The organism is Psychrobacter sp. 1U2, assembly GCF_051847575.1.
Genome location: NZ_JBPYDC010000585.1, coordinates 1 through 958 on the forward strand (window position 1 = coordinate 1; position 958 = coordinate 958).

Sequence of the window (958 nt, forward strand, 5' to 3'; positions counted from 1 at the left end):
GGCCGCACCGGTATTGTTCGTCAAGACGCAGGCACAGGCGCGATTACCGTTGGCGCTCAAACGGGCGGTACTAGCGTTGACTTTACCAATTCAGCAGGTGATGACCGTCAACTAACAGGCGTTGCTGCCGGTACGGCTGACAATGATGCGGTGAACGTGGGTCAATTAAATACTACCAATAGCAATGTTGCCACCAATGCCAGCAACATCACTGATAACGATAACCGCTCAGCAGGCAACCTAGCTGCATTAGGCGGCAATGCTGCTTATGATGCAGCAACTGATACCTATACTGCCCCAACCTATACCTTGGATGACGGGACTAATACTGGCTCCAATACCACGGTCAACAACGTTGGTGGCGCTCTTAGTAATTTAGATACTCGTACCACTACGAATACCACTGATATTGCAAAGGGCTTTGATATCAGTGCGGCTGGTGGTACTAATGATAACGTTCAACTTGGTGAAAGCGTCAACTTCACAAATACCGACGGCAACCTAGTTGTGACCAATACTGTCGATAATGGCATTAACTACGACTTAGCAGAGAACATTAGTGTCACCCAAGCAACTATTGGTGATGCCACTAATAATACGGTATTGACCAGCACAGCTACTGGTTTAGATGTAGGCGGTGATAAGATCACTAACTTATCCAACGGCACTGTCGTTGCTGGATCAAGTGATGCAGTGACGGGTGATCAATTAAACACTACCAATCAAAACGTTGCAGCCAACAGAACAGATATTGATACCAACACCAGCGATATCGACGACATCAACGCTGGTCGTACCGGTATCGTCCGTCAAGATGCTGGTACAGGTGCGATCACTGTTGGTGCTGCTACTGGTGGTACCAGCGTTAACTTTACTGGCACTGATGGCGTGCGTACCTTAAGTGGCCTTTCTAATGGCAACGTTGCCGCAGGTTCAACTGAAGCGGTGACTGGTGATC

At 48.4% G+C, this 958-nt stretch carries 1 protein-coding gene; it reads left to right on the plus strand.

Going from position 1 to position 958, the window contains the following annotated elements:
- On the plus strand, positions 1-958 hold a 958-nt coding region (locus tag ACS8FD_RS17440; protein ID WP_459252144.1), incomplete at both ends, for a beta strand repeat-containing protein.